Source organism: Caulobacter segnis, from assembly GCF_003243465.1.
Classification (GTDB): domain Bacteria; phylum Pseudomonadota; class Alphaproteobacteria; order Caulobacterales; family Caulobacteraceae; genus Caulobacter; species Caulobacter segnis_A.
Genome location: NZ_QFQZ01000030.1, coordinates 11293 through 30691, shown reverse-complemented (window position 1 = coordinate 30691; position 19399 = coordinate 11293). Strand labels below are relative to the sequence as shown.

Here is a 19399-nt window from a genome sequence, read left to right as displayed (position 1 = left end):
AGAACTCAATCTCGTTTTACAGTCCACTACACGGGAGCGCCGAACTGGTTTTCCAGATCTTAACGACGTCGGCGCCCGCCGGGTCACTGTCTCAGCCCTGAGACACCTTCGCGCCGCAATCGGCCTTGAGGCCTGTTCTGCGCCGATCGCACCCGTCCGGAACGGCCCGCTCTCGCCCTTCGCGCGCAACACCGCTAAACCGTCGGCATGGTTTCCGCGCCCCCTTCCGTTCCGCCTGCCGCGCAGGCCAACCTCATCGCCCAGACCCGCTCGCGGGCGGGCAAGCGGCTGTCGATCGTCGCCCCCTGCTTCAACGAGCAGGAGGTGCTCGACCTGTTCTTCGGGCGGATCGAGGACGAATTGGGCAAGCTCGGGCTCGACTACGAGATCGTCTGCGTCAACGACGGCAGCCGCGACCACACCCTGGCGGTGTTGCTGGCCCACCACCAGCGCAACCCGCGGATCAAGGTCATCAACCTGGCCCGCAACTTCGGCAAGGAGACGGCCCTATCGGCGGGGCTGGACGTCACGACCGGCGACATGGTCGTGCCGATCGACGTCGACCTGCAGGACCCGCCCGAGCTGATCAGCCGGTTCCTCGAGGCCTGGGAGGCCGGGGCCGACGTGGCCTATGGCGTGCGGGTGGACCGCAAGGCCGACACGCCGCTGAAGCGCTTCACCGCCCAGGGCTTCTACCGCGCGTTCAACCGGCTGTCGGACGTCGGCCTGCCCTACAACGCCGGCGACTTTAGGTTGATGGACCGGCGGGTGGTCGAGGTGCTGCGCCAGCTGCCCGAGCGCAACCGCTTCATGAAGGGCCTGTTCGCCTGGGTCGGCTTTCGGCAGGAGGCCATTCCCTACGCCCGGCCCGAGCGCGCGGCGGGGACCAGTTCCTGGCGCTACTGGAAGCTTTGGAACTTCGCCCTGGACGGCATCACCTCGTTCAGCACCGCGCCGATCCGGGTCTGGAGCTATGTCGGCCTGCTGGTCGGCTGCCTTGCGGTGGGGTGGGCCCTGGTGGTCGTGGTGCGGACCCTGCTGTTCGGCCGCGACGTGCCCGGCTATCCGTCGCTAATGGTGGCCATACTGCTGAGCTTTGGCGTGCAGATGCTGGCCATCGGCTCGCTGGGCGAATATGTCGCCCGCATCTATCAGGAGGTGAAGGGCCGGCCGCTGTACGTGGTCATGGACCGCTACGGCTTCGAGGCCCCCAAGCCCTCGCCAGAGGACGCTTCGGCTTGAGCGCCCTGCTGACGCCGGCGCGGCGCGAATTCCTGGTCTCGGCCCTGCGCTATGGCCTGGCGGGGGTGGTCAACACCCTGGTCGGCTTCTCGATCATCGTGGCCCTGGACGTGGGCCTGCGCCTGCCCGCCCACCTGGCCAACGCCATCGGCTATGCGGTCGGGATCTGCGTCAGCTTCGCCCTGAGCAAGCTGTTCGTGTTCAAGGCTCGCCGCACCACCCGCTCGGCCCCGCTTCGCTACGTCGTGGCGGTGGCCGGCGCCTTCGCCCTGAACCAGGGCGTGCTGACCGTGGCCAAGCTGGTCCTGCCGCACGGCGCCCTGTGGAGCGTGGCCGCGCAGGGGGCGGCGGCGGTCAGCTACACCGCCGCCCTGTTCCTGCTGAGCCACTTCTGGGTCTTCGCCCACGTGAGCGAAGAGCCCGCCCCTACTGCACGATCCTGATCTCCTGCACCCCGATCCCCAGCACGCGCGGATCGTTCTTCGAGGCGCGGGCGTCGGGCAGGTCGAACATGAAGCGCACGGCCTGGCCCGGCTTGACCGCCCCGTTCGGCACCTTGAAGCGGTAGGTGTAGAAGTTGCCGGTGTCGACGCTCTGGCTGTCGACGCGGCGGCCCTCGGCGTACAGCGTCACCCGCTGCGGGCGGATCGGCTCGTCCGAGAAGCCGATGGCGACGATGTCGACGAAGAAGCCGTTCGGCCCGATCGTCTTGGGCGCGTCCAGGGTGAACAGGGCCTTGGGGCCCAGGGTCCAGATGCCCTTGCCGCCCGGATCGAGGTCGGCCCAGCCCGAAACCAGGGCGTCGGACTTCGGCGGCTGGTCCAGGCGGATCGACAGCAGCGGCGGCCGCTCGACCGCCAGCTCGCCGGGCAGCACGGGCGTCAGGCCGTCGATGCCGCCCAGGTCGCGGCCGCAGATCACGCCGCGCTTGAAGCGATAGCAGTCGCCGCGCTGGGCCACCGGCGTCAGGTCGCCGCCCTCCATCTTGCCGTTGGCCAGGACGACGGTCATCCGCCGGTCGCCGGGCGCGGCGTCCAGGGTCAGGGCGGGCGGCACCTCGGCGCACGGCGCGTCGTTGCTGCGGGCGGTGGCGAAGGTGTTGGAGGTCCCGCCGGTGCGCACCGCGATCAGGGCCATCTGGCTGATCACCCGCTCGTCCAGCGGATTGGGGCTGCAGAAATAGGTGGGGCGGAACACCCAGGGCCGGCCGCGGATGGCGGGACTATTGGCGAAGGCCGACGGCATCTCCAGGCTGTCGGGCCCGGAGAAGACGTGGCGCACGCCCTGGCGCAGCGGGTTGGAGTCATAGGCCTGGACCGCCAGGGCGACCGCCAGCAGGCCGACGCTCGCGCGGCGCGGCAGCCGGCTGGCCCAGGCGATGCCCAGCGCCATCAGCAGATAGCCCGGGGCCCAGAAGAAGCGGCCGTGGGCGCGATAGCCGCCGATGATCTCGGCCACCTTGCCGCTGGGCTTGGGCACGTCGAACAGGTGCGCCGGGCCGGCGTAGACCACCCAGCCGATCGCCCACAGGGTCAGGGCCAGCATGGCCAGGGCCAGCGGCGCCCAGCGGGCGACGACGCCCGCTTCAGGACGGCGTCCGCGCGCCAGGCCAAAGACCAGCGTGGCCAGCATGGCGCCGACCAGCAGCAGCGGCCCCACGCCCATGAACTGGAAGCCCTCGAAATACTGGCCGCCGTTGGGGTCCAGGGTCCCGCGGTACCAGCCGCCGGTCCAGTACTGGCCAAAGACGTTCGAGGCCTGCGGCCAGACAGGCCCGAACACGTTCATCGAATAGAGGCCGATGGCCGCCGCGCCGCCGGTCGGGCCCGAGCCCTCGCCATAGCCCAGGAACAGGGCCGGCAGGGCGACCGAGGCCAGCACCGCGACGGCCGCCAGCGGAACGCGCGTCCAGGCGCCGCCGCGCCGCTGCAGCAGCTCGGCCAGCAGGGCCGCGCCGAAGCAGGCCCCGATCGGGACCAGGTGATAGGCATGGACGCCCGTGGCCAGCGCCGCCAGGGCCGCAAAGCCCCCCACCCGCTTCCAGGTCAGGCCCAGCCGCGCCGACGACACCGTCAGGGCCAGGGAAAACAGGATCAGCCAGTGGCCGCACAGGGCGATATGGCCGAACTGCCGGGCGATCCAGGTGGGGAACAGCAGCGCCATCAGCCCGCCGATCGCCAGGGGGACCTTGTCCTTCACCCCCAGCGCTCGCAGCAGGGCGACCATGCCCCAGGCCTGCAGCGGGTAGGACAGCATCAGGAAGACGCCCAGCGGATTGAAGTACGGCCCCAGGCCCGAGGCCTTCAGCACGATCGACAGCCAGGGAATGCTGTCGCTGAACACGATCGAGAACGGCTTGGGCAGGAGGCCCGAGACCATGGTGACGGGCCAGCCCCAGGGCTGGCGGACATAGGCCTCATAGGCCGCCGTCATGGCGATCATGTCGTTCTTGGGCCGCACCCAGAACTGGGCCGAGGCCAGCGGGATGTCGAAGCCGAACATGAAGCCGCACAGCAGGATCGGGACGATCGTGACGACGGCGGCGAACAGCACCTGCTCGCGGGACAAGGACTTCGGCGAACGCATGGATTCCCTCGGACAACTGGCGGCCTGCATAGCATCCGGAACGACGGAGAACACCCCGCCCGCGCGTCTTGGTTGCAGCCAGGCCCGGCGGCGCCCAGATGCGGACCATGACCGAGCTCCAGGCCACCGTGATCCTGACCGCCGTCGCGATCCTGCTGGTCCCGCTGGGGGTGTGGGCGATCGGTCGAAGCAAGCGGGCGCGACGGGCCATGGCGCCCATGGCCGGCATGATGCTGCTGCTGGGCGCGTTCTTCACCGCCGATCCTCCGCCCCCGCCCCCGGCGGAAAACGCGGCGCCGAGACCCGACGAGGACGACGCGCCGAAGGACACGCCGCGACGACACAGCTAATTACGCTCGTAATTAGTTTATACTTGTAATTTCAAAATCCTTCGCCAAGCTGTCCGTGAGGGAGGACGACGCATGGCGGTCAAGGATTTCGGAACACGCACGGCCCGGCGGCCTTTGACGCCGCTGGTCCTCTCGGCGATCGCGGTCGCCGGGACGCTTGGGGCTTTCCTGTTCACCGGCGTCGACCTGGCGCGTTTCGAGCGCGAGAACGCCTTCAAACCCTCGCCCACCCCACTGCAGCGGGCGCGCTACGAACCGGCGGCCAAGGCCGAGTGGCGGATCGTCCGCGCCAATCTCGAAGCCCGCCTCGACCAGCGCAGCCCGCTGGAGCTGGGCGCGGTCTGGGCCACCCGCGCCGGCCAGGTCTGCGGTCTGGTCAACGGTCGCGGCAGCTTCGGCGGCCTGGCGGCCATGAGCCGCTTCTACACGATCGACCAGCGCCCCGTGTTCCACCAGGACGTCGAGCACGTCGCCTTCCAGAAGGCCTGGTTCGAATGCCGCCGCGACCAGTACGTGATGCTGCACGACGGAACGATGGAGCCAGGCTTCTGCGGGACCGAGCTGGGCAGGCGGCGGTGCTACCTGGTGAAGAACGGGGTGCGGGTGGAGCAGGGGCCGGCCGGATAGCGCCATCCGAAACCGTCACGCCCCCTCACTTCACAAGCTGGTAGCGAAACCGTGACATGACACTTCTCGGTTGTAACCCATACTCTGCATAACGTTGTTATCTCAACATCCTGCGGGGGCGCGGATATGATGTTCAACCGACTGAGACCTGTGGCTGTCGTCGCGAGTTGCGCGCTCGTTGGGGGGTGCAGCCTTTTCGACCCCTATGTGAAGGTGGATCCCGTCCATGTCGCAGGAGCCTCCGGCGAGCCACTTTCGCCGAGCACTTCGGACTGGACGCGCTCTCAGGAGCTGTTGAAGCTTGAGCATCACAGCGCCGAGGCCCAGGCTGAGGCCTATCGCTCGGCGGTGAAGATACCCACGCGCCTGAAGAACAGCCTCGCCGTCGTTCTGCCCTTCCTCGGCGGCGCCGTGGCCGTGGCCAGCGCCACCCATGACGAGAGCGATTTTCCTCTGATCGGCGCCGCCGTCGGCGCCACGACGCTCGGCATCAGCGGACTGCTCACGTCGCCGGCGCGCTCGGCGATCTATCTACAGGCCCAGACGGCGACGCTGTGCGCGATGTCCGCCTATGATGTCTACTTCATCAGCGAGGCTGACTACACGACGTACCTGTCTGACAGTACGCCCTTTTCCAGGGACATCGTCGCGGTCAATGGCGCCAGGTCAGCGCTCAAGGCGGCCCTGGACCGCTACACGGAGGGCACGCCGGCCGCCGTCGCCGAGGCGGACCTAGCCGCCACGAAGGCCAAGAAAAATCCCGCTACGACCTCGGCCGAGAAAAAAACCCCTGGCCAACAAGTGGAAGAAGCCGCGAACAGCGTGACGGTGGCGGCCAAAAGCCTGCTGAAACAAGCCGAAACCGATCTGGCGGCCGCCGAGGCGACCCAAAAGTCCCTCATGGGTGTGCGGGGTCGCGTCGACGAAGCGGGACGCAGCCTCGGCGCGCGCCGCATGGCGATCAAGGCCGAGGTCGATCAGAGCCTTCAGACGACAGAGCTCACGATCGATCAGATCAAGGCGGCGGTCAGCGCCGCCGCCCTGGCGTCCAACCAACCTACGGCTTCGCCGCCGGCGGCGTCCGACGCAAAGACCGGCGCGCCGGCGGCGCAGGCGGCGGAGAACCCGAGCGCGCTCCGCGAGTTCGCGCCCAAGGGCCGCGCCAACGACCTGTGGCAAAAGATGCAGGCGCTGGAGCAGGCGCTCGAACAGCTGCAATTCCACAAGATCGCTCCAGACAACTGGCTGGCGCGCGCCCTGCAGAAGGAGCGCGAAGCGACCCAGGTCGCGACTTGCTCGGCGTCCGCACGCGCGGTGCTGACCGCCACTCCGCCCAACCCGGCTCAGGTGGCCAAGGGTAAGCCGCTGAACATCCCGATCCACGCGCCTTCCATCGGCGGCGCGCCGAGCGCTTCGAAGCTCGCCGATGGGCTGACCGCCGTTATGACCGCGACCGGCCCGTACGACTACACGCTGGTGATCTCCGAAGGCGATACGGCGTCCCCGGCGAAAGCCCAGACCGTGGTCATTACGAGCGGCGCCCAGTCAGTCACCGTCCCGTTCACGGTGACCGACGGCTCCGACTCGGGCGGCGGCGCGGGAACGAGCGGCGGCGGAGGAGCGACCGGCGGCGACACGCCTCCGCCTCCGCCTCCGACCCAGAAAACCGCGCCGTAGCGCGCGCGATGACGGACTATAGCGTTCATGAGCCCCTGGACGGATCGGCGGCGATCGCCACGGTGTCCAGCCGGGTGGGCACCGCGGGATGCTTCGTCACCGTCGGCAGCGACAAGCCGTGCATCCTGAGCAGCGCCCACGTGCTGGCGGCGATCCCGTCGGACAAGACCGTCTTCCAGCCCCCGGGTGCGGACGGCTCAAGGGCGGTGGCGAAGCTGTGGGACTTCTACGGGCCAGATCCCGCCCGCAAAGACAATGTCCTCGACGCCGCGATCGCGGTGCTGTGTGACACGAAATACGACCCGCGGATCGGCGCGTTAGCGCCTCCGCGGGGCTTCAACCCGAACGTCGTCGCGAACCAACGCGTGTGGATCCATGGCGCGGGCTCCGGGCGTCGGCGCAGCGGACGAATCCAAGTGGTCGGCGAACCCAAGACTGTCATCTATGACGACGGTAGCTCGGCGGGATTCCAAGGCCTGGTCCGGTGCGAGTGCTACAGCCAGGCCGGTGATAGCGGCGCGGCGGTTCTCGACGCGGCGGGATATGTGGTTGGCGTCCACCTCTGCGGCACCGAAGACTACTCCTGGTTCTGTCGGATCAGCATGGTCCTCGCGCGCTGGCCCAAAATCCAATTGATCACCTCCAACTAGGGCGCCGCTGGATGACCGCCCCGTCCGGAAAGCCAAGGAAGATGCCGCGCTGGATGTCGGATCTGAAGTGGATGCTGGTGGGAACGGCGCTACTGGCCGCTGCGCTGACGGCCTGCATCTGCCCCTTCCCAACGGCGGGCGATGGGGACAGGTGGCGATACCTCGTGGTCGTCGTCCTGGTGCTCGCTTGGATGATGGCGGTCGGCAAGGCTTTCAATGGTCGGGTCGATGGGCTTTTGATCGACGGACGAAACCGGATCAGCCTGTCGCGCCTGCAACTCTTCCTCTGGCTGGTCGTCGCGGCGAGCGCCTTCGCCGTGGAGGTGGCCCACAACTTCAGGCTCCAAGGCTCGACCCCGGACGACATTACTGTGCCGACGCAACTCGGGTTGGTCATGGCGGCGGCCACGACCTCGTTCGTGGCGAGCCCGGCGATCCTTGCCCTGAAATCACGAAGCGGCCGCCTGGACGTCCGTCCCCGCGGCGCGCGCAGCCGTTGGTCGGATCTATTCCGCGGCGAAGAGCAAGGAACGTCCCGCTCGGCTGATCCGGCCAAGGTGCAGCAGTTCCTCGTCACCCTGATGCTCGTGGCGATCTACGTGGCGACGTTGTGGCGCGATCTTGGAAGCCCGCCGGCGGCCGGCTACACGGCCCTGCCCGGGCTCAGCGAGGGCGGCCTGGTTCTGCTCGGCGTCAGCCACGCCGCCTATCTGGGCGGCAAGGCGTCGTCGCTGGTCCGGAAGGACTCAGCGGCTGCCGACGATCCCGTCAGCGTCGATACGGCGCCGAAACCACCGGAGGCGTCCCAGAAACCCGCGCCCTAGGCGAGCGAGGCCCCTCCCAGGCCATAACGCCGGCGAGGGCCGCCTTCTCTCCAGAAGGCGGCCTGCTCTCTTACGCGTAGCTCTGGAGCGGGCGGACGTCCAAGGCCTCGGCCGGGGCGCCGGCGATGGCTTGGGCTGCCGCCAGCGCGCCAGCGCTGGTCGTGTAGTACGGCACCTTCATCATCAGGGCCGTGCGGCGGATCTCGAAGCTGTCTTCCAGCGCCTGCTTGCCTTCGGTGGTGTTGAAGACGAGCTGGACGCCGCCGTTCTTCATCACGTCGACGATGTGCGGACGGCCTTCCAGCACCTTCTTCACGTGCTCGACCTCGATACCCTGCTCGGCGAGGTAGGCTTGCGTGCCCTCGGTCGACAGGACCTTGAAGCCGGCGGCCAGCAAGAGCTTCACCGGCTCGACGATCCAGGGCTTGTCGCTTTCCTTGACCGAGACGAAGGCCGCGCCCTTGGTCGGCAGCTTCACGCCGCCGCCCAGTTGGCTCTTGGCGAAGGCGCGGGCGAAGGCCGGACCCATCGAGGTCTCGCCCTCGCGCTTCCAGTCCAGGCCCATGACCTCGCCGGTCGAGCGCATTTCCGGGCCCAGCACCGTGTCGACGCCGGCGAAGCGGGCGAACGGGAAGACCGCTTCCTTGACCGCGATGTGGTCGTAAGGGACGTCCTTCAGGCCGAACTCGGCCAGGGTCGCGCCGGCCATGATCTTGGCGGCGATGGCGGCGACCGGCTGGCCGATGGTCTTGGCCACGAACGGCACGGTGCGCGAGGCGCGCGGGTTCACTTCCAGCACGTAGATGCGCGGGTTGTCGCTGTGCGGCTCCTCGATGGCGAACTGCACGTTCATCAGGCCACGGACGTTCAAGGCGAGGGCCATCTGCACCGTCTGGCGCTTCAGCTCCTCGACCGTTTCGGCCTTCAGCGAGAAGGGCGGCATCGAGCAGGCGCTGTCGCCCGAGTGGACGCCGGCTTCCTCGATGTGCTCCAGCACGCCGGCCACGAACACGTCCTTGCCGTCGCACAGGGCGTCGACGTCGACCTCGGTGGCGCGGCTCAGATAGTGGTCCAGCAGGATCGGGTGCTCGAGCGAGATCTCGCCGGCGCCGGCGATGTAGCGCTCCATGGCCTCGTGGTCACGGATGATCTCCATGCCCCGGCCGCCCAGCACGTAGGACGGACGCATCACGAACGGGAAGCCGATCTTCTCGCCTTCGGCGCGGGCTTCGTCCCAGCTGCGGGCGATGGCGTTTTCCGGCTGGGCGATCTTCAGGCCGTTCAGCAGCTGCTGGAAGCGCTCGCGGTCCTCGGCCAGGTCGATGGCGTCCGGGCTGGTGCCCAGGATCGGGATGCCGGCCTCTTCGAGAGCGTGGGCCAGCTTCAGCGGCGTCTGGCCGCCGAACTGGACGATCACGCCGGCCAGGGTTCCCTTGGACTTCTCGACGTGCAGCAGCTCCAGCACGTCCTCGGCCGTCAGCGGCTCGAAGTACAGGCGGTCGGAGGTGTCGTAGTCGGTCGAGACGGTCTCGGGGTTGCAGTTGACCATGATCGACTCGATGCCGACCTGATCCAGCGCGAAGGCCGCGTGGCAGCAGCAGTAGTCGAACTCGATGCCCTGGCCGATCCGGTTGGGACCACCGCCCAGAATGACCGCCTTCTTGCGGTCGGACGGATCGCTCTCGCACTCGGGGATTTGGCCGAGGGCGCCGGTCTCGTAGGTCGAGTACATATAGGGCGTCGAGGCCAGGAACTCGCCGGCGCAGCTGTCGATGCGCTTGAAGACCGGTCGGACGCTGAGCGCCTGACGGGCGGCGCGGACCTCGTTCTCGGTCTTGCCGGTCAGCTGGGCCAGGCGCTTGTCCGAGAAGCCTTGCGCCTTCAGGGCGCGGAAGGCGACGGCGTCGGTCGGCAGGCCGCCGGCCTTCACCCAGCCTTCCTGGCGGACGATCTCGGCGATCTGGCGCAGGAACCAGGGCTCGTAGCTGCAGGCCGCGTTGACCTCTTCCACGGTCAGGCCGTGGCGGAAGGCCTGGGCGATCACGCGCAGGCGGTCGGGGGTCGGCGTGCCCAGGGCGCGCACGACGGCGGCCTTGCCGGTGTCGGGATCATCGGCGCCGTGGATCTCGACCTCGTCGAAGCCGGCGAGACCGGTTTCGAGGCCGCGCAGGGCCTTCTGGACGCTTTCCTTGAAGGTGCGGCCGATGGCCATGACCTCGCCGACCGACTTCATGGCCGTGGTCAGCAGCGGCTCGGAGCCTGGATACTTCTCGAAGGCGAAGCGCGGGATCTTGGTGACGACATAGTCGATGCTGGGCTCGAACGAGGCCGGGGTCGCGCCGCCGGTGATGTCGTTCTTCAGCTCGTCGAGCGTGTAGCCGACGGCCAGGCGCGCGGCGACCTTGGCGATCGGGAAACCGGTGGCCTTCGAGGCGAGCGCCGAAGAGCGCGACACGCGCGGGTTCATCTCGATGACGACCATGCGGCCGTCCTTCGGGTTGACGGCGAACTGGACGTTCGAGCCGCCAGTCTCCACGCCGATCTCGCGCAGCACGGCGATCGAGGCCGCGCGCATCCACTGGTATTCCTTGTCCGTCAGGGTCAGGGCCGGGGCGACGGTGATCGAGTCGCCGGTGTGCACGCCCATCGGGTCGATGTTCTCGATCGAGCAGACGATGATGCAGTTGTCCGCCTTGTCGCGGACGACCTCCATCTCGTACTCCTTCCAGCCCAGGACGCTCTCTTCGACGAGCACCTCGGTGGTCGGCGAGAGGTCGAGGCCGCGCTCGACGATCTCCTTGAACTCCTCGACATTGTAGGCGATGCCGCCGCCGGTGCCGGCCAGGGTGAAGGACGGGCGGATGATCGCCGGCAGGCCGACGAACTCCAGGCCTTCCATGGCCTCTTCAAGCGTATGGCAGGCGCGCGAACGCGGGCTCTCGAGGCCCAGCTTGTCCATGGCGTCGCGGAACTTCTGGCGGTCCTCGGCCTTGTCGATGACCTCGGCCTTGGCGCCGATCATCTCGACGCCGAACTTGGCCAGCACGCCCTGCTCTTCCAGGGCCAGAGCCGTGTTCAGAGCGGTCTGGCCGCCCATGGTCGGCAGCAGCGCGTCGGGGCGCTCCTTCTCGACGATCTTGGCGACCATCTCCGGCGTGATCGGCTCGATATAGGTCGCGTCGGCCACGTCCGGATCGGTCATGATCGTGGCGGGGTTCGAGTTGACCAGGATGATCCGGTAGCCCTCGGCGCGCAGCGCCTTGCAGGCCTGGACGCCCGAATAGTCGAACTCGCAGGCCTGACCGATGACGATCGGACCGGCGCCGATGATCAGGATCGAGGAGATGTCTGTTCTTTTGGGCATCGTAAACTCGCGCGCAGAGACACGGTCGCGCACATCCGCGCGCCCGCTGCCGACCATCTTGCAGGTTAAGCCGCCCGTTTAGAGACGGAGTCGGCTCGGCGCAACCCCGCATCTTGGCGAAGGGTTAACGCCAGCTTGGCCGAACGGCGTTCAAGGGGCTTGGCGACTTAACATCCCTCTCTCTGAGAGAGAGGGAGGGGCCCGCCGCGAAGCGGTGGGAGGGTGAGTGGAACGCCGTCGGCCAGAAACTCCGATTCCTTCGGTTGAGGTCGGAGGACCGCCATGTCCACGTTATGGACATGGATAGGACCGCCACGGCCAGACGCCTCCGCCAGAGCCAGACCCTGGCCGAGAAGACCCTTTGGAAACTGGTCCGCGACCGCCGCCTGGGCGGCTTCAAGTTCACCCGGCAGCGTCCGATCGACCGCTACTTCGCGGACTTCGTCTGCGAGGCCGGCAAGCTGATCGTCGAGCTGGACGGCGCGACGCATGAGGGACGCGAGGATTACGACAACCAGCGCACCGAAACGCTGAGGCGGTTGGGCTACAGGGTGCTGCGGTTCCCGAACGCCCGCGTGCTGGCCGATCCTGGAGGAACGGCGGATGACATTCTTGCGGCGTTGCGGCTGCGGAGGCCCTAGCCACTCACCCTCCCACGCTCCGCGTGGGCCCCTCCCTCTCTCCGAAGAGAGGGATTCTTGGGCGTTGACACCCTCCCGACTCCAATTTAACAAACTCATTAAATAACAAACTCGCTAAATACATGACCGACCAACTCTCCGCCACCTTCGCCGCCCTCGCCGACCCGACCCGCCGGGCGATCCTGGCGCGCCTCACCCAGGGCGAGGCCAGCGTCAATGAGCTGGCCGCGCCGTTCGACATCAGCCTGCCGGCGGTCTCGCGCCATCTGAAGGTGCTGGAGAGCGCGGGCCTGATCAGCCGCTCGCGCGAGGCCCAGGTCCGTCCCTGCAAGCTGGAGGCGGACGCCCTTCAGCGCGCCCACGCCTGGATCGAGCCCTACCGCCGGTTCTGGGACGCCAGCTTCGAGCGCCTCGACGAGTATCTCGCCGAGCTGCAGGCCCAAGGCCCCAAGCCCTCCTCCCCCGCGAGCAAACCCAGGACCCCAAAGCCATGACCGACACCGTCGTGATCCAGGACGACGAGCTCCTGATCGAGCGCATCCTGGCCGCCCCGCGCGACCTCGTCTTCCGCGTCTGGACCGATCCGCGCCACCTGACCCGCTGGTGGGGCCCCAAGAATTTCGAGCCGATCGGCGCCGAGCAGGACTTCCGCGAGGGCGGGACCTATCGCCTGGGCATGAAGAGCGCCGAAGGTCGCGAGGTGTGGAGCACCGGGACCTACAAGGAGATCGTCCCCAACGAGAAGGTCGTCATGACCTTCCGCTGGGAGGACGGCGCCTGGGGCGTCGACAACCTGGTCACCGTGACCTTTCTGGAGATGGCCAGCGGCCGGACCCTCATGCGCTTCCACCAGCAGCCCTTCGCCACGGTCGAGGCCCGCGACGCCCACAACGGCGGCTGGAACAGCCTGCTCGACAAGCTCACCACCTACCTGGAGACCGTCCAATGAACGCCGTCGTTTCCGCCTACAACTGGGTTCCCGACTTCGCTCAAGGCCTGGTGCGCGACATGCGCGTGCGGTGGGCGCTGGAGGAGGCCGGCCAGCCCTACCGCAGCGAGCCCATCGCTCAGCAGGACAAGACCGGTAGCGCCAATCGCGCCAAGCAACCGTTCGGCCAGGTCCCTGCCTATGCCGACGGCGAGGTCGAGATGTTCGAGAGCGGCGCGATCGTCCTGCGCATCGCCGAGGGCTCCGAGGCCCTGATGCCGCGCGATCCGGCCGGCCGCGCGCGGGTCCAGACCTGGATGTTCTGCGCCCTGAACACGATGGAGATCCCGGTCGCCTTCCTGACCGAGCTCAACCTGTTCAGCGCCGGACAGGCCTGGACCGAGGGCGCCCGACCGCGCGTCGAGGGCTGGCTGCGGCAAAGGCTCGCCGATCTGTCGACGCGGCTGGGCCAGAACCCCTATCTGGACGGCGACCGCTTCACGGCCGGCGACCTCCTGATGGCCGACGTGCTGCGCACCCTTCCCGAGGCGATGCTGGCCGAGCAGCCGAACCTGGCGGCCTATGTCGAGCGCTGCACGTCGCGACCGGCGTTCCAGAGGGCGATGGCGGCCCAGTTGGCCGACTTCACCGGCTCGCCGCCGCCGGGGTGGGCTTGACCGCCTCCGTCGACGGGTCCGTCGGCGCGACCCAGGCCGCGCCGGACTTGCCAAGGTCGTAGCCCAGCTTGAACAGCGCCCGCCGCCCTTCGGCCGCGAAGTCGAGGCCCGAGAAGTCGCCCTGGGCGTCGTCGGGGATGGCGGTGTAGCGGAACACCCCGCCGTTGCGCCGGGTGAAGGCGGCGTTGGCGGTCAGGTGGGTGCGCAACTGGGCCTTGTTCATGGCGATCCACGAGCGGCCCAGGATCGACAGGGCGTCGCCCTTGGTGAAGCCGAAACCGCCGTCGATCTGGCCGTTGACGATCACCGACACCTCGCCGGGCCCGGTCTGGTCCTGGCCCGGCAGGATCGACAGCAACAGGGTCTCGGGCGCGACGAAGAACGGCGTCGTCACGTTGCCGTCGACATGCATCTCGGAGAACTTGCGGTTGGGCCCCTGCACCTCGATCAGGCTGGGCGGGAAGACGCCGGGAATGCTGGCCGAGGCGACCAGCACCTGGCGGAACAGCTGCAGGGCCGCCGCGTCGCCGCGCGAGGCGATGGCCCCCATGTCCCAGATCATCGTCTGCTCGGTGTCGAGATTGGTGGTGGCGATCATCAGCCGCCGGCCCTTGGCGTGCTCGACGGACACGGCGTAGAGCAGCGGCGCGTCGACATACTTGGCCACCAGGTCGCGCAGGGCGTGGTTGCGGAAGATGCTGGGCGCGAACAAGAGGTCCAGGCCGCGCTTCTGCAGGATGCGGTCGGCCGCGTCGCTGGTGTAGGCCTCGGTCAGGCGCCGGTCCCAGTCCTTGCCCAGAAAGGCGAACGGCGCGGTCAGGGCGCCGGTCGAGACGCCGGTGACGATGTCGAAGTCGGGCCGGTCGCCCTTGGCCGTCCAGCCGACCAGCACGCCCGCGCCAAAGGCTCCGTTCGAGCCGCCGCCCGAGACCGCCAGCACATTGACCTTGCGACCGACGGTGTGGCTGTGGACCTCCTGCGCGAACTTGAGGCCGGCCGCCGGATCGGCGGCGCTGAACCGCACGTCGGCCAGGCCCTGCGGGGCGACCGCGCCCAGGTCCTGGGCCGTAAACGCGTCGCGCGACACCGTCCCGCAGGCCGACAGGACGAGCGTGAGCGCCAGGGCGGCGAGGACGCGAAAGCCGCGCATTGGAAAGCGTCTCCCAAGGTCGAGCTGGATGATTAGCGCCGAAGACCCCTTAGGGGAATTGCCGCCTTGCCATCGCCCAGATTTGCGAGTCATTCTCAATATCAGCAGCAAGGAGTCGACCATGGTCTACCGAACGACGGGCGCGAGCGTGCTGGCCTCGATCATGCGCGCCGAGCGCGCCAAGCGGGCGGCGCTGGAGCAGGACCTCTCCTGGCTGCTGCACGGGCCGAGCGATCCGGAGGTGGTGGAGGACGAGACGGCGCTGGAGACCGCCTCGCGAATGGCGGCGGAGTAGCGACGGCTGAGAAAGCGGACTCGCCAGAGGTCAGCGGTGGGTGGAACGCGCCCACGAATCCCTCTTTCAAAGAGAGAGGGATTTCGCGCAACGTCCGACCAGAGTCGAAGACCTCGCCTCCCCGCGCCCGCCCCCCTCAAACGAAAACAGGCCGGCGCATGCGCCGGCCTGTTCCGTCACGGACCCGAGGGTCCGAAATAGCGACGGCGCTTAGGCCGTCTGCAGCTGACCAGCCGAGGTCTTGCCGCTGCGGCGGTCGACTTCCGGCTCGTACGACAGCTTCTGGCCTTCGTTCAGGCCGTTCATGCCGGCGCGTTCAACGGCCGAGATGTGGACGAAGATGTCCTGGCCGCCGTTGTCCGGCTGGATGAAGCCAAAGCCCTTGGCGGCGTTGAACCACTTCACGGTTCCAGTAGCCATGGTGAGTATCCTTGCAGGCATGTGTTCGCCGACCGAAAACGTCCCGGTCGACGATCAAATTTCGTTGGAAGTTCGGAAGGCGCGTCCGGCGCTCCGCCACGCGGAGCAAGGAATAGCAGGCCGATCGGCAGCGAATTCGATAGCGTTATTCTGGAGGACTTCCAGGAAATAACAAGGAAAATATTTTCGAACGACTTTGGCGGGCGCTCGGAGCCAAGCTGGACCTCACGCGTTTTCATCAGGATGCGTCGATCTTCCGGCGTCGAATGAGGAGCTCCGCCATGACCCTGCTCGAAAAGATTCCCATGCTCCGCGACGCAGAACTCAAGGCCTTGCTGGCCAACGCCCGCCGCCTGGACGTCACCGGCACGCCCGAACAGCGCCGCGCCGTCGCCGAGGTGATCACCCCCCTGGAACGCGAAGCCTCGCGCCGCCGGTCCGCGGGACGCTCGGGGCGGTAAAGCGCGTCCTTCCTCCCCATTAGGGGGACGTGGATCGATGCGAATACGCATCGAGACGGAGGGGGTCCGGCGGCCTATCACCGCGCGTCCGGCGAGCCCCCTCCACCGGCGTCCGCCGGTCCCCCTCCCCCATAAAGGGGGAGGAAGAGAAGCCTTAAACCAGCGCCTTGCGCGCCGCTTCCCAGTATTGCGCGCCGGTGATCAGGGTCACCAGGGTCGCCAGCCACAGCAGGCCGTGAGCGACCACGGTGAAGCCGCCGATCATCGCCGGGTCCTGCGGCAGGCCAAAGGCGCCCCACGAGGCCAGGATCATCTCAGCGCCGATAGAGACCAGCTGCAGGGTGGTCTTCCACTTGGCCAGCACGGTGACGGGCAGCTTGACGCCCTTGCCGGCGCCGACCTCGCGCAGGGCGCTGACCGTGAACTCGCGGAACAGGATCAGGCCCGCCGGCAGCACGACCAACGGGTTGGGACCCAGGGCCATCAGGCCCAAGAGCGCGCCGCAGACCAGGATCTTGTCGCCGATCGGGTCGAGGATCGCGCCCCAGACGCTGACCGCGTCCAGCTTGCGCGCCAGCCAGCCGTCGAAGAAGTCGGTCACCGCCGCGATCACGAAGGCGTAGAACGCCCAGCGCTCCAGCCGCAGCTGGGTCTCCGCCGTCAGCTGCTCGCTGACCCACGGCACCGCGCCGGCGGCCGCGGCCAGGGCCACGAACATGAACAGCGCCATGACGAGGCGCGAGCTGGTGAGGATGTTGGGCAGGGATTTCATGGGCGTTTCATAACCACAAACCCGCATCGACGATACGGTTCCGCTGCGCGCCGCCGTTTCCAGAAACGGCGATTTTTAAGACGTCGTCAGCGACTCGCTTCGATATACAAGTCATGAGGGCGAAGTTGGGCCCTCGCCGAGGCGGGCGCGCCGACGAGATGACGGACCAGGATCGCGGCGATTTGGGCGGCCGCCGGCGCGTCGACACGGTGCGCGGACGGCTGGTGCTCCTGACGGTCAGCCTGCTGATCCCGGCCATCGTTTCCATGGTGCTGCTGCTGGCCGGCGCCGATCGCGAGTCGCGCGGACGGCTGTATCAGCAACTGATCACCACCGCGCGGGCCCTGTCCGGGGCCGTCGACCGCCAGGCCGCCGTCGGCGTCGCCGTGGTCGAGACCCTGGCCAGCGACCAGGCGCTGATCACCGGCGACTGGAGAGACTTCCACGCCCGCGCCCAGCGCGTGGTCCAGCGCCGTCCCGGCTGGATCGTGGTCTCGGACATCAACGGCCAGCAGATCGTCAATACGCTGAAGCCCTACGGCGCGCCCCTCCCCGTCTCGCCGCGCGCCAACGAGCTGACCAGCGCCCTGCTGGCCGGGCGCAGCAAGATCTCGGACCTGCGGATCGGCAAGGTCGCCGGCAAGCCGGTGATCACGGTCGCCACGCCGATCATGGTCAAGGACCAGCCGTACGTGCTGTCCTATGTCGTCGAGGCGGCCTCGTTCACCTCGGTTTTCCGCCAGCAGCGGGTCCCCGACCGCTGGGTCGCCACCCTGCTGGACAACAACCGCCGGGTCATCGCCCGCTCGCGCCTCAATGAGCAGTTCACCGGCGCCCTGGCCTCCAAGGACATGGAGGAGAACCTGCGCCACTCGACCGAGGGCGTGAGCAAGAGCGTGTCCCTGGAAGGCGTGCCGACCATGGTCGCCTACACCCGCTCGCCCCAGACCGGCTGGACGCTGGTGGTGGCCATTCCCCGGGACGACCTGGCCAGCACGGTCAACCGCGCGGTGGTGATCGCCGGCGGGGTGTTCCTGCTGCTGCTGGTCCTGGGCATCTCGCTGTCGCTGGCCTACGCCCGCCGGATCAACGGCGAGATGCGGCGGCTGGTCAGCGACGCCGCCGCCATCGGACGCGGCGAGACCCTGCCGGCGTCCGGTCCCGACAGCCTGGGCGAGATCGCCGCCGTCCACGCGGCCCTGCGCGAGGCCTCGCGCGAACTGCAGGCCCGCGAGGAGCGTCAGGCGGTGATGATCAACGAGCTGAACCACCGGGTGAAGAACACCCTGGCCACGGTGCAGGCCCTGGCGCGCCAGACCTTCCTGCAGACCGAGGGCGCGCCGGTCGACGTCTTCACCGAGCGACTGATCGCCCTGTCCGGCGCCCACGACCTGTTGACCAAGACCGGCTGGCGCGAGGCCGACATGGACCAGCTGGTCCAGAAGGCGCTGGGCGCCCACGTCGGCCGCGTGCGCCGCGACGGGCCGACGGTCGCCCTGGCGCCGCACACGGCCGTCGGCCTGTCGATGGTGTTCCACGAACTGGCCACCAACAGCGCCAAGTACGGCGCCCTGTCGGCGGTCGGCGGCGAGGTCGACATCCGCTGGCGGATCGATGCGGTCACCAACACCCTGACCTTCACCTGGCGCGACATCGGCGGCCCGCCGGTCACCCCGCCGAAGGCGCGCGGCTTTGGCACCCGGCTGATCGAAAGCTCGATCCGCCGGGAACAGAAGGGCCGCGCCCGGTTCGACTTCCAGCCGGACGGCCTGGTGTTCGAGGCCAGCCTGCCGCTGCCCGAGACGGTGCGCTGGAGCAATCCCTACTGATGGCCGAGGCCGCGGCGATCATCGCGGCCTTCGTCCGCGACGAGGGCCTGCCGCAGCGTTTCGAGGACCTGGCCGCGCGCCTTCACCAGCCGCTGGCGGCGCGGATCGCCGGCTGGGCGAGCGAGGCGCGCGCGCCGCTGGTCGTCGGCATCTGCGGTCCGCAAGGCTCGGGCAAGTCGACCCTGACGGCGCTGGTCGCCCGGCTGCTGGCGGCGCGGGACCTGAAGGTCGCCGTGCTGTCGATCGACGACCTCTATCTGACCCAGGCCGACCGCGCGGCGCTGGCGCGCGCGGTCCACCCGCTGCTGGCCACCCGCGGCGTTCCCGGGACCCACGACCCGGCCCTGGGCCTGGCCGTGCTCGGCGCCCTCGGACGCCCCGGGACGACCGCCCTGCCCCGCTTCGACAAGGCCGCGGACGATCGGTCGCCGGCCGCCGACTGGCCGCGCGTGGAAGGGCCGGTCGACGTGGTGCTGCTGGAAGGCTGGTGCGTCGGCGCCCGTCCGCAGCCGGCCGCGCTGCTTGCCGCGCCCATCAACGCCCTCGAGCGCGACGAGGACCCGGACGGCGTCTGGCGCGGCTTCGCCAACGCGGCCCTGGCCGAGGCCTATGCGCCGCTGTTCGCGCGGCTCGACCGCCTGATGCTGCTGACCGCGCCCGACTTCGCCGTGGTCCGGACCTGGCGCGGCGAGCAGGAGGCGCGCCTTCGCCAGCGTCTCGCCGCCGAGGGCCGCGATCCGGCGCTCGCCATGGACGAGCCCGCCCTCGACCGCTTCGTCGCCCACTACGAGCGCCTGACCCGCTGGATCGCGCAGGACCTGCCCGGTGTGGCGGACGTGGTGGTGCGGCTGGATGAGCGGCGATGGCCGACCACCGCGCTCTAGCCACCGCCGCACCGTTTCCGCT

Annotated in this window: 20 protein-coding genes; 15 read left to right on the top strand and 5 right to left on the bottom strand. The window is 68.7% G+C overall.

Annotation, left to right across the window (positions count from 1 at the left end; translation table 11 throughout):
• Positions 1-207: 207 nt before the first annotated feature.
• The gene (locus tag DI526_RS11160; protein WP_304277608.1) at positions 208-1242 is read left to right on the top strand and encodes a glycosyltransferase family 2 protein; all 1035 of its coding nucleotides are present in this window, start codon (positions 208-210) and stop codon (positions 1240-1242) included.
• The gene (locus tag DI526_RS11155; protein ID WP_304277607.1) at positions 1239-1685 is read left to right on the top strand and encodes a GtrA family protein; all 447 of its coding nucleotides are present in this window, start codon (positions 1239-1241) and stop codon (positions 1683-1685) included. Before DI526_RS11160 ends, DI526_RS11155 begins: the two co-directional genes overlap by 4 nt.
• On the opposite strand, the gene DI526_RS11150 is transcribed toward DI526_RS11155, so the two are convergent.
• Positions 1669-3828: a DUF6311 domain-containing protein gene (locus tag DI526_RS11150; protein ID WP_304277605.1), complete on the bottom strand. Its 2160-nt coding sequence runs from the start codon at positions 3826-3828 to the stop codon at positions 1669-1671. The genes DI526_RS11155 and DI526_RS11150 overlap by 17 nt on opposite strands.
• Positions 3829-3935: 107 nt before the next feature.
• Here DI526_RS11150 and DI526_RS11145 point away from each other — a divergent pair, with 107 nt between their 5' ends.
• The 5 genes from DI526_RS11145 (at position 3936) to DI526_RS11125 (ending at position 7956) form a co-directional block, all read left to right on the top strand.
• Positions 3936-4178, top strand: coding sequence for a hypothetical protein (locus DI526_RS11145; protein WP_304277603.1), 243 nt, complete (start codon positions 3936-3938; stop codon positions 4176-4178).
• Positions 4179-4250: 72 nt separating this feature from the next.
• Positions 4251-4805, top strand: a complete 555-nt coding sequence (locus DI526_RS11140) for a hypothetical protein (protein WP_304277601.1) — start codon at positions 4251-4253, stop codon at positions 4803-4805.
• Positions 4806-5222: 417 nt separating this feature from the next.
• Positions 5223-6482 (top strand): hypothetical protein, encoded by a 1260-nt coding sequence (locus DI526_RS11135; protein ID WP_304277599.1) that lies wholly within the window; start codon positions 5223-5225, stop codon positions 6480-6482.
• A gap of 8 nt (positions 6483-6490) precedes the next feature.
• On the top strand, positions 6491-7132 hold the full coding sequence (locus DI526_RS11130; RefSeq protein ID WP_304277597.1) for a trypsin-like peptidase domain-containing protein: 642 nt from the start codon (positions 6491-6493) through the stop codon (positions 7130-7132).
• Between the two features lie 41 nt (positions 7133-7173).
• Positions 7174-7956 (top strand): hypothetical protein, encoded by a 783-nt coding sequence (locus tag DI526_RS11125; RefSeq protein ID WP_304277594.1) that lies wholly within the window; start codon positions 7174-7176, stop codon positions 7954-7956.
• 70 nt (positions 7957-8026) lie between these two features.
• Here DI526_RS11125 and carB read toward each other — a convergent pair whose 3' ends face one another.
• Positions 8027-11320 (bottom strand): carbamoyl-phosphate synthase large subunit, encoded by a 3294-nt coding sequence (carB, locus tag DI526_RS11120; RefSeq protein WP_304277592.1) that lies wholly within the window; start codon positions 11318-11320, stop codon positions 8027-8029.
• Between the two features lie 299 nt (positions 11321-11619).
• On the opposite strand from carB, the gene DI526_RS11115 reads away from it, so the two are divergent.
• The 4 genes from DI526_RS11115 (at position 11620) to DI526_RS11100 (ending at position 13566) form a co-directional block, all read left to right on the top strand.
• Positions 11620-11961 (top strand): endonuclease domain-containing protein, encoded by a 342-nt coding sequence (locus DI526_RS11115; RefSeq protein ID WP_304277590.1) that lies wholly within the window; start codon positions 11620-11622, stop codon positions 11959-11961.
• Between the two features lie 122 nt (positions 11962-12083).
• Entirely contained in the window at positions 12084-12455 is a 372-nt protein-coding gene (locus DI526_RS11110; protein ID WP_304277589.1) for a helix-turn-helix transcriptional regulator, read from the top strand.
• Positions 12452-12910: an SRPBCC domain-containing protein gene (locus DI526_RS11105; protein WP_304277585.1), complete on the top strand. Its 459-nt coding sequence runs from the start codon at positions 12452-12454 to the stop codon at positions 12908-12910. The genes DI526_RS11110 and DI526_RS11105 overlap by 4 nt, the downstream gene beginning before the upstream one ends.
• Positions 12907-13566, top strand: a complete 660-nt coding sequence (locus DI526_RS11100; RefSeq protein WP_304277584.1) for a glutathione S-transferase family protein — start codon at positions 12907-12909, stop codon at positions 13564-13566. The genes DI526_RS11105 and DI526_RS11100 overlap by 4 nt, the downstream gene beginning before the upstream one ends.
• Here DI526_RS11100 and DI526_RS11095 read toward each other — a convergent pair.
• Positions 13535-14716 (bottom strand): patatin-like phospholipase family protein, encoded by a 1182-nt coding sequence (locus DI526_RS11095; protein ID WP_304277582.1) that lies wholly within the window; start codon positions 14714-14716, stop codon positions 13535-13537. The two genes, DI526_RS11100 and DI526_RS11095, sit on opposite strands and share 32 nt — an antisense overlap.
• Positions 14717-14837: 121 nt before the next feature.
• On the opposite strand from DI526_RS11095, the gene DI526_RS11090 reads away from it, so the two are divergent.
• On the top strand, positions 14838-15011 hold the full coding sequence (locus DI526_RS11090; RefSeq protein WP_304277580.1) for a hypothetical protein: 174 nt from the start codon (positions 14838-14840) through the stop codon (positions 15009-15011).
• Between the two features lie 210 nt (positions 15012-15221).
• Here DI526_RS11090 and DI526_RS11085 read toward each other — a convergent pair whose 3' ends face one another.
• The gene (locus DI526_RS11085) at positions 15222-15431 is read right to left on the bottom strand and encodes a cold-shock protein (RefSeq protein WP_304277578.1); all 210 of its coding nucleotides are present in this window, start codon (positions 15429-15431) and stop codon (positions 15222-15224) included.
• A gap of 281 nt (positions 15432-15712) precedes the next feature.
• Here DI526_RS11085 and DI526_RS11080 point away from each other — a divergent pair, with 281 nt between their 5' ends.
• A complete protein-coding gene (locus DI526_RS11080; RefSeq protein ID WP_304277575.1) occupies positions 15713-15892 on the top strand; it encodes a hypothetical protein in 180 nt (59 codons plus the stop codon).
• A 154-nt stretch (positions 15893-16046) separates the two neighbouring features.
• Here the strand turns inward: DI526_RS11080 and pgsA are convergent, their stop codons facing one another.
• Positions 16047-16664: a CDP-diacylglycerol--glycerol-3-phosphate 3-phosphatidyltransferase gene (gene pgsA, locus DI526_RS11075; RefSeq protein WP_304277573.1), complete on the bottom strand. Its 618-nt coding sequence runs from the start codon at positions 16662-16664 to the stop codon at positions 16047-16049.
• Between the two features lie 158 nt (positions 16665-16822).
• Here pgsA and DI526_RS11070 point away from each other — a divergent pair, with 158 nt between their 5' ends.
• Positions 16823-18493, top strand: a complete 1671-nt coding sequence (locus tag DI526_RS11070) for a sensor histidine kinase (protein WP_304277636.1) — start codon at positions 16823-16825, stop codon at positions 18491-18493.
• On the top strand, positions 18493-19377 hold the full coding sequence (locus DI526_RS11065) for a kinase (protein ID WP_304277571.1): 885 nt from the start codon (positions 18493-18495) through the stop codon (positions 19375-19377). Before DI526_RS11070 ends, DI526_RS11065 begins: the two co-directional genes overlap by 1 nt.
• Positions 19378-19399: the final 22 nt, after the last annotated feature.